The sequence below is a fragment of the Variovorax sp. 10L421 genome, from assembly GCF_056395365.1.
The window spans coordinates 1-9,720 of the sequence record NZ_JBFTJJ010000051.1 but is presented as its reverse complement, the minus strand read 5'-3'; the positions used below and the strand labels follow the sequence as shown (position 1 = coordinate 9,720).

Sequence of the window (9,720 nt, the reverse complement as noted above, 5' to 3'; positions counted from 1 at the left end):
CGATGGAGCGTTCCACCGCGATGCCCACCTTGGTCTCGGGCTTCACGCCCCGGGCGATCAGCCGGTGTGCAAGGCGGTTGGCCTGTGTGTTGAGTTCGCCGTAGCTCAGCGTTTGCTCGCCGAAGCACAGCGCGGGTGCTTCGGGGCGTGCTCGGACCTGCTTCTCGATCAGCCGATGGATCGGCTCGCCGGCTTCGGCTGCCTGCCTGCAAGCACCCCAAGAGGCCAGTTGCGCACGCTCGGCCTCACCCAGCAGCGCCACGTCGCCCACCGTCTGCTCGGGGTGGTCGGCAAAGGCGTTCAGCACGGCGAGGTAATGGTCCGCCATGCGCTCCATGCTCCGCGGCTCGAACAATTCCGCTGCATAGCGCAGGCTCGCGCGCACGCGGCCATCGGCGTCCTCGGTGGTTTCCAGCGTCAGTTCGAACTGCGCCGCCTGCGCCCCCAGGTCGCACTCGGCCAACGTCAGGCCGGGTATACCCTGCAGCGCAGCAGCGACACCCCGCTGATGGTTGAACAGCACCTGGAACAGCGGGTTCGCGCCAGGAACGCGTTCCGGCTGCAGCGCTTCCACCAGTTGCTCGAAAGGCAAGTCCTGATGCGCCTGCGCGCCGAGGGCCGCGTCTTTCGCGCGGGCCAGCACCTGCGACAGACTTTCGCGGCCGTCCAGCACGTTGCGCAGCACTTGCGTATTGACGAAGAAGCCGATGACGTTCTCGGTCTCCGCCCGGTGCCGGTTGGCAATGGGCACGCCCACGCGAACGTCCGGCTCGCCGGTGTAGCGGTTCAGCAGCACCTGGAAGCCTGCAAGCAGGCCCATGAACAGCGTCGCGCCCTGGGCCTGCAAGCGCCTGTGCAGCTTGCGAACCAGATCGTTCGGCAGTTCGAAGCCGTGCCGTACCGCGGTGTAGCGGCCATCCGCGTTGCGTGCGCGGTCGGTGGGCAGTTGCAGCACGGGCTGACCGGTGCCGAGGTGCTGCTTCCAGTACGCCAGCTGGCGATCCCGCTCGCCGGCCTCCAGCCAGTCGCGCTGCCATGCGGCGTAGTCGGCGTACTGGATCGGCAGCGGCGGCAGTGCTGCGGTCGCGCCTTGCATGTGCGCGCCGTACTGGGCGACGAACTCGTCGACCACGACCTGCATCGACCAGCCGTCGGACACGATGTGGTGCATCACCACGACGAGCATGTGTTCCTCGGGCGCCAGGCGGATCAGGCCAACACGCAGCAGTGGCCCTTCGGCCAGGTCGAAGGGCGTGTGGCTCAGGCGCGAGGCTTCTTCGTTGCTGCGCGCTTCGCGCTCTCGCTCGTTGCGCAGCGCCGAGAGATCGACCACCGCGATGTCGAGCGGAGCGGCTTCTCGGATCACCTGCTCGGCCAGGCCTTGCGCGTCGGTGCGGAACACGGTGCGCAGCGACTCGTGGCGCTGCACCAGCGCGTCGAAGCTCGCGCGCACGGCGCTCACGTCGAGCGGGCCCGCCAGCTTCAGCGCGCCGCTGATGTGGTACGCCGTGCTCTGCGGGTCGAACTGCCACAGGAACCATTGGCGCATCTGCGCATGGGACAGCGCCAGCCGACCTTCTCGACCTGCAGGACTTCGGCCCAGATGGCTGCGAGGGCCTGTTCGACTTCGCCCTGGGGCGCTTCGTACGCCCTGTCGCTGGTGAACTCGGGCGCAGGCAGCGCCTTGCGGTCCACCTTGCCGTTGGCGTTCAGCGGCAGTGCATCGAGCACCATCAGCACGCTGGGCACCATGTAGTCGGGCAACGCTTCACCCAGGCGCTCGCGCAGCGCCGCCGTGTCGATGCCTTGGCCCGATACGTAAGCGACCAGCCTTGCACCCGAGGGGCCTTCGTTCGCGACGACCACCGCCTCCCTCACCTCGGGCTGCGCCTGCAGCTGTGCCTCGATCTCCCCCAGCTCGATGCGAAAGCCCCGCACCTTCACCTGGTGGTCGATGCGCCCCAGGTACTCCAGCTGCCCCTCGTTGCTCCAGCGCACCAGGTCGCCGGTGCGGTACAGCCGGTTGCCGTTGTCGGTGGCAATGAAGCGCTCGGCCGTCAGGCCGGCTCGCCTCAGGTAACCCCGTGCGAGGTGGATGCCGCCCAGGTACAGCTCGCCGGCCACACCGGCCGGGACTTCGTTCAGGCTCGCATCCAGCACATGCGCCTGCGTGTCGCTGATCGGCCGTCCGATCGGCACCTGCGTGCTGCCGTCGTCGCGGCACGTCCACTGGGTGACGTGGATGGTGGTCTCGGTCGGGCCGTACAGGTTCTGCAGCGTGGCGCCGCCCAGTCGCTGCAGCGCTTCCTTCTGCGTGGCCGCGGGCATCGCTTCGCCACCGCAGATGATGTGCTTCAACTTTGTCGTCGCCTCGATGCCCTCGTAGGCCAGGAAGGCCTGCAGCATCGAGGGCACGAAGTTCAGCGTCGTGATCTGGTGCTTCCGGATCAGTTCGACCAGGCGCACCGGGTCGCGGTGGTCGCCGGGGTTGGCGATGACCAGCCGGGCGCCCGCGGTCAGCGGCCAGAACATCTCCCAGACGGACACGTCGAAGCCGAACGGGGCCTTGTGCAGGACCGTATCGGCACCTTCGAGCGTGTAGAACGCCTGCATCCAGGCCATGCAGCTGAAGAGCGCCGCGTGGCGGATGGCGGCGCCCTTGGGGCGGCCGGTGGAGCCGGAGGTGTAGATGACGTAGGCGAGGTGTTCGCCGTGAAGRGCGATCTGCGGATCGGCGTCGGACTCCGAAGAGGTATCGAGCGTGTCGAGTTCGAGCACCTGGAGGGCTTCGGTGCCAGGGATGAGGCTGCGCAGGTGGCGCTGGGTGAGCAGCAGCGAGAGGCCGCTGTCCCCGACCATGTAGGCCAGGCGCTCTGCGGGGTACTCAGGATCGAGTGGAACGTAGGCACCCCCCGCCTTCAGCACCGCGAGGATGCCCACCATCATCTCGGTGGAGCGCTCCGCGCACAGGCCCACCAACGTGTCCTGCCGTACACCCARGGCGATCAGGCGATGGGCCAGCCGGTTCGCACGCGCATTGAGTTCCGAGTARCTCAGCGCCTCGTCRCCGAAGACCAGCGCGGGGGCCGAGGGCTTCAGCCTCGCATGCGCTTCGATCTGCCGATGCACGGGCTGTGCGCCTTCGTGGCGGTGCTTGTTCCCGCTCCACGCCGCCARCTGTGCGCGCTCCGCCGCACCCACCAGCGGCACGTCGCCCACCGCCAGTTCGCGCCGCCAGGCCAGCGCCTGCAGCACCGCCACATAGTGCCCCGCCATCCGCTCGACCGTCTCACGATCGAACAACTCGTCCGCATACAGGAAGCTCGCCTCGACCCGCCCGTCCTCGAACTCCAGCGTCTGCAGCGTCAGTTCGAACTGCGCGTCTTCTTCCTCGAAGTCCAGCCGCTCGACCGACACGCCCGGCCACTCGGCCAGCGAACGGTGGTCGCGCCGCACGTGGTTGAACATCACCTGGAACAACGGGTTCGCGCTCAAGCTTCGTTCCGGCCGCAGCGCGCCGACCAGCTGTTCGAACGGCAGGTCCTGGTGGGTCTGCGCGCCGATGGCCGTGTCGCGCGTCTGCGCCAGCAGTTGCGCCAGCGTCGTCCTCGCATCGATCTGCGAACGCAGCACCTGCGTGTTGACGAAGAAGCCCACCACGCCCGCCGTGTCCGCGCGGTTGCGGTTGGCAATGGGCACGCCCACGCGCGCATCGGTCTGCCCGGTGTGCCGGAACAGCAATGCGTTGAAGCCCGCGAGCAGGGCCATGAACAGCGTCGCGCCTTCGGACGCCGCGGATTGGCGCAGGCGGTCAAGCGTGTCGCCGGGCAAGGCGACGGTGACGCGCGCCGAGCCGTAGCGGCCGTCGGCGTTGCGCGGTCGATCGGTTTGCAGCGAGATCACCGGCTGCCCGGTGCCCAGCTGGTCGCGCCACCAGACGAGCTGCCGTTCGCCCTCGCCGCCGTCGAGCCACTGGTTCTGCCACACGGCGTAGTCGGCGTACTGGACGGGCAGCGCAGGCAGCACCGCGGCCTGGCCGTGCACGCGCGCGGCATACAGCGCGGCCAGTTCGTCGAGCGTGAGCTGCACCGACCACCCGTCCGACACGATGTGGTGCATCACCACCAGCAAGCGATGCGTTCGCGCATCCGTCTTCAGCAGCACGGCGCGCATCAGCGGGCCGTGCGTGAGGTCGAAGGGCTCGGCGCGAATGCGGTGCTCCTCGCGCCGGATCGCGGCGTCGCGCGCGTCGGCGTCGAGCGTGCTCAGGTCGATGCAGGGCAACGCGACCTCCACCGCTTCCCGGATGACCTGCTCGGCCTCGCCATCGCCCGCCTCGCGGAACACGGTGCGCAGCGACTCGTGGCGGTCGACCAGCGCCTGCAAGCTCGCGCGCAGGGCGTCGGTGTCGAGCTGCCCGCCGAGCACGAGGCCGCCGCTCAGGTGGTAGGCCGTGCGGGCCGGGTCCAGCTTCCACAGGAACCACTGCCTGCGCTGGGCGAAGGACAGCGGCGCGCGGTCGCGGTGCGGGCGCGGGGGGATGGTGCTCGTGCCGGCCTGCTGCTGCATGCCGGCGCTTGCGCCGCGCAATCGTTCCTTCAGCCTGGCGCGCTGTTCCGCGCTCAGGCTGGCGCGACGCTCGGAGATGTCGTGGAGTTCGGGCATGGCGGGTTCTTCAGGCGGTGGCGGGCAGGCGATCCGTGGCCGCGGCGACGGCATCGGCCAAGTCGGCGTTCTCGATCTCTTCGATCAGGCGGGTTTCGACCAGCAGGGCCAGGTCGGCGATGGTGGGCGCCTTGAAGAAGGCGGCCGGATGCAGTTCGATGTCGTAGGCCTTGCGCACGCGCGCCAGGATCTGGATGGCCAGCAGCGAGTCGCCGCCCAGCTCGAACAGGTTGTCGTTCACGCCGACGGCGGTGATGCCCAGCATGTCCTGCCACACGGCGGCCAGGCCGGTTTCGAGATCGCCCCCGGGCGCGACATAGGGCGTGTCGAGCGCGGGGCGGGGGTGGTTGCGGCGCGTGGCGCGCGCAGCGTGAGCCAGGGGGCTGTTCTCGATCAGCGCCAGCATGCCGCTGTCGAGTTCGCCGAGCCGCTGCGCGAGGTCGGTCGTCGAGATCACGACCTGCGCATGCGCCGGCCCGTTGACGATGCGCTCCAGCGCCAGCGCGCCTTCGGGGCCGTCCATGCCCACGCCCTCCGGCAGCACCATGCCCGCGGCCATGCCCAGGTCGCGCCAGGCGTCCCAATTGACCGAGAAGACCGCGTGGCCGGCGCTGCGCCGCGCCTGTGCGGCCAGTGCGTCGAGGTAGGCGTTGGCGGCGGCGTAGTCGCTCATGCCCAGGCCGCCGGCCATGCTGGAGATCGATGAACAGAAGAGCACGAAGTCGAGCGGCTCGCCGCGCACGGCCTCCAGCAGGATTTGCGTGCCGCGCAGCTTGGGCGCGAACACGGCCTCGACCATGGCGCGCGTGCGCTGGCTGATCATGCCGCTGCTGGCATGGCCCGCCGCGTGGATCACGCCGTGGATGGCGCCGAAGCGCTGCCGGGCCTGCGCGGCCGCGGCCTGCATCTGCGCGGCATCGGCCACGTCCGCCGACAGCACGAGCACTTCGCCGCCCAGGGCTTCGAGTTCGAGCAGCTGCAGCAGCTTCTGGCGGAGGGCCGCGGGCTGCTCGGGCGAGGCTGCCAGCGATTCCCACGCGGCGCGCTCGGGCAGCGGCGAGCGGCCGAGCAGCACCAGCCTGGCCTGCCACGACCTGGCGAGGTGCCGCGCCACCGACAGGCCCACGCCGCCCAAGCCACCGGTGATCAGGTAGACGCCGTGCGTGCGCAGGCGCTGTTGCGGCCCGGCCCCCTGCGCCGGCAGCGCCAGCGGCTCGTAGCCCTTGACCCAGCGGTGCGGCCCGCGGTAGGCCACGAGCGGCTCGTCGCGCGCGGCAGGCGCGTCCGCCGCGAGCTGCGCCACCAGCCATGCCTCGGCCTGGCTGCCGGACACGGGCAGCACCACGTCGACGACGCGGCAGCCGATGTGCGGATACTCCTGCCCGATCACCTTGGCGAGGCTGAACAGCGTGGCCTTCTCGGGACACAGCGGCTCCAGGCCCGACACGTCTTCCATCCGGTTGGTGACGACCTGCAGCAACAGCTTGCGCTCGCGCCCGCCCGCCGTGCTGTCCAGCGCCTGCGCCAGGGCCAGCAGGCTGAAGAAGCCGCGCTCCAGCAACTCGCTCGACGAGGAAGGCGCAGCGAACTCGCCATCCACGCCCCACAGGTGATGGATGTTCGACACCGGGCCGATCCCGCCCTGCACCTTGCGCAGCAGCTGCTCGTGGTCGGCGCGCTCGCCAGGGCGCACGGCGTAGTGGCGCGGGCCGATCTCGACGAAGCCCGGGCCCTGCTCCACCCACACGACGGGATGCGCATCGGCGCTTTCGCGCAGATGGCGGACCAGCTGGCCGGCAAGGCCGCCTGCCTCGCCGAAGACCAGCGTGCAGGTGCCGGCCGGTGCGGGGCTGCGCACGGCGTGCAGCGGTTCGGTGCGCTTCCAGGTCGGCACGTGGAACGCGTCGGCCGCCGGATTCGAAAGCCTGGAGTTGGCGCTGCCCTCGAAGGTGCCTGCCTCCACCCAGTACGACTGGCGCTGGAACGGGTAGCTCGGCAGCGGCACCTGGCGGCGCGGCTGGCCCGCGCGGCAGGCGGCCCAGTCGATCTCGACGCCAGCGCACCAGAGCGCACCGGTCACGCTGGCCAGCTGCCGCTCGTTGCGGGCCTGTTGCTGCGGATGCGCCTGACTCGACCAGATGCCCACGGCCGAATCGGCTTGCGGATGCTGCCGCGCCAGGCCGGCCAGCGTTTCGCCAGGCCCCACCTCGAGCACGACGCGCCCCTTCACGCGCAGCAGCGCGGCCAGCCCGTGGGCGAAGCGCACCGTGCCGCGCAGATGGCGGCCCCAGTAGGCCGGGTCGGTGGCCTGCGCGGCGGTGATCGGTTCGCCCGTGACGTTGGAGATGAACGGAATGCGCGGCGCATGGCGCGGCACCGAGGCAATCACCTTCTGCAGCTCGGCCACGATCGACTCGGTCATGGCCGAATGCGACGCGATGGCGACATGCAGGCGGCGCGGCAGGAGGCCGCTTGCGAGCAGTTGCTTCTCGACCGCCTCGATGGCCTGCAGCGGCCCCGAAAGAACGCAGAGCTGCTCGCCGTTGACCGCGGCGATGTCACAGCCGGCGCCGACGAACGGCTTCAGCCCGGCTTCGCTCAGCGTGATGGCCGTCATCGCCCCGGCGGGCATCGACTGCATGAGGCGACCGCGCGCGGCGACGATGCGCAGCGCGTCTTCGAGGCTGAACACGCCGGCCAGGCAGGCGGCCACGTACTCGCCGAGGCTGTGGCCCAGCATCACGGCGGGCCGCACGCCCCGCGCCATCCATGCGCGGGCCATCGCGTACTCGACGACGAACAGCGCCGGCTGCGTGTACTCGATGCACGAGAGCTTCTCGTCGGCCGCGGCCTCCGCTCCGGCTGCGGGGTACAGCAGCTGGCGCAGGTCCATCCCCATGGCGTCGTTCAGCAAGGCGCAGCAGCGGTCGACCTCGCCACGGAACACCGGGTCGTCGCGGTACAGCGCGGCACCCATGTTCGCGTGCTGCGTGCCGCCGCCGGGGAACAGGAAGGCGAGCTCGGGCGCATTGGCCGGCGCGCGCATCACCTGCTCGAAACCGCCCTCGGGCGAGAGCAGCGCCTGCGCGCCCATCGCATGGCCGTTGGCGACGATGGCGGCGCGCAGCGGCATTGCGCGGCGGCCGCTTTGCAGCGTGTGCGCGATGTCCGCAAGCGATTGATCGGCGGATGCTTCGAGATGAGCGCCCAGCCGCTGGCCTGCCTCCTGCAGCGCGGCGGCGTTCTGCGCCGACAGCGGCAGCACCTGCCAGCCGGAAGAGCTTTCGGCAGGCTTCGCGGCCGGTGCCTCTTCGAGTACCACGTGCACGTTGGTGCCGCCGATGCCGAACGAGCTCACACCGGCACGGCGTGGCGTGGGGCCGGGGGGCCAGGGCTTCGTCGCGGCGTTGACGTAGAACGGACTGGCCGCGAAATCGATCTGCGGATTCGGACGCTCGAAGTGCAGGCTGGCCGGCAGTGTGCGGTGCTTCAACGCCATCACCGCCTTGATGAGGCCGGTGACGCCGGCGGCCGCATCGAGGTGGCCGATGTTGGTTTTCACGGAGCCGACGGCGCAGTAGTTCGTGCGGTCGGAGCCGGCCTGGAAGGCCTGCGTCAGCGCGGCCATCTCGATCGGGTCGCCGAGCACCGTGCCCGTGCCATGCGCCTCGACATAGCCTACCGATGCGGCGCTCACACCCGCGATCAGCTGCGCCGCGCGGATGACCTCGGCCTGGCCGTTCACGCTGGGAGCGGTGAAGCCGACCTTGTCGGCGCCGTCGTTGTTGGCGGCGCTGCCCTTGATGACGGCGTGGATGGTGTCGCCGTCGCGCAGCGCGTCGTCCAGGCGCTTGAGCACCACGATGCCCGCGCCGCTGCCGATCACCGTGCCGGCGGCCTTCTCGTCGAAGGCGCGGCAGTGGCCGTCGGGCGAGAGGATGGCGCCCTCCTGGTAGAGGTAGCCGCCGTCCTGCAGCAGGTTGAGCCACACGCCGCCGGCCAGCGCCATGTCGCAGTCATAGCCCAGCAGCGCCTGGCAGGCGGTGTGCACCGCGGCCAGCGATGTCGAGCACGCGGTCTGCACCGTCACGGCGGGGCCGTGCAGGTCGAGCTTGTAGGCCACGCGGGTGCACAGCGAGCCGCCGGAGTTGCCGCTCATGAGGCCCAGCAGGTCGGCGATGCCGCGGCCGTCGCCCAGGCCGAATGCGGGCAACAGGTGCCGCATCAGGTACAGGTTGGGGCCTTCGCCCGCATACACGCCGACCTTGCCCGGCCAGCGCTGCGCGTCGCAGCCTGCGTGCTCGAGCGCGGCCCATGCGCATTCCAGGAAGATGCGCTGCTGCGGGTCGAGGTACTCGGCCTCGCGCGGCGAGTAGCCGAAGAAGCCTGCGTCGAACTGGTCGAAGCCCTTGAACCGGGTGCCTGACTTCACATAGGCCGGGTCGTCGAGCAGTTCCTGCGGGACGCCTTGCGCGCGCAGCTGCTCGTCGGTGAAGCTGTCCACGGACTCCACGCCGTCGCGGATGTTGCGCCAGAGCGCATCGACATCGTCGGCACCGGGGAAGCGGCCCGCCATACCGACGATGGCGATCTCGATGCCGGTCGCACCGGGTTGTTCGGGTTGGTCCGGCTGTTCGTCGAGGGTGTGCATCAGTTGACTCTTTCCGCGGATTGGCGGCGTTGAAGCAAGGCGGCGCGCTGGCGCAATGCGCGGTCGTCGCCGGCCGTGGGCGAGGACGCGGGTGCAGCAGCACCACGTGCCATCCACCGGGCCAGCGAATCGACCGTGGGGTACTTGAAAAGATGAACCAGCGGGACCGTGGTGCGCAGCCTGTCTTCGAGCAGGCGGTGCACACGGACCAGCAGCAGCGAGTGCCCGCCGAGGTCGAAAAAGTTGTCGTGGATGCCGACCTTCTCGACCTGCAGGACTTCGGCCCAGATGGCTGCGAGGGCCTGTTCGACTTCGCCCTGGGGCGCTTCGTACGCCCTGTCGCTGGTGAACTCGGGCGCAGGCAGCGCCTTGCGGTCCACCTTGCCGTTGGCGTTCAGCGGCAA

4 protein-coding genes are annotated in these 9,720 nt (G+C 70.1%); all 4 read right to left on the bottom strand.

The genetic code is table 11. From position 1 onward, the window contains the following. Positions 1 to 1,549: condensation domain-containing protein (locus tag AC1DFC_RS29430; RefSeq protein WP_478180543.1), on the bottom strand; the 1,549-nt coding region annotated here is incomplete at its 3' end. Continuing rightward, positions 1,483 to 4,665 (bottom strand): amino acid adenylation domain-containing protein, encoded by a 3,183-nt coding sequence (locus AC1DFC_RS29425; protein WP_478180542.1) that lies wholly within the window; start codon positions 4,663 to 4,665, stop codon positions 1,483 to 1,485. The genes AC1DFC_RS29430 and AC1DFC_RS29425, both read right to left, overlap by 67 nt. A 10-nt stretch (positions 4,666 to 4,675) precedes the next feature. Continuing rightward, positions 4,676 to 9,316, bottom strand: a complete 4,641-nt coding sequence (locus tag AC1DFC_RS29420) for a type I polyketide synthase (protein ID WP_478180541.1) — start codon at positions 9,314 to 9,316, stop codon at positions 4,676 to 4,678. Beyond that, positions 9,316 to 9,720 (bottom strand): phosphopantetheine-binding protein (locus tag AC1DFC_RS29415; RefSeq protein WP_478180540.1); only part of this gene is annotated, 405 nt, incomplete at its 5' end. The genes AC1DFC_RS29420 and AC1DFC_RS29415, both read right to left, overlap by 1 nt.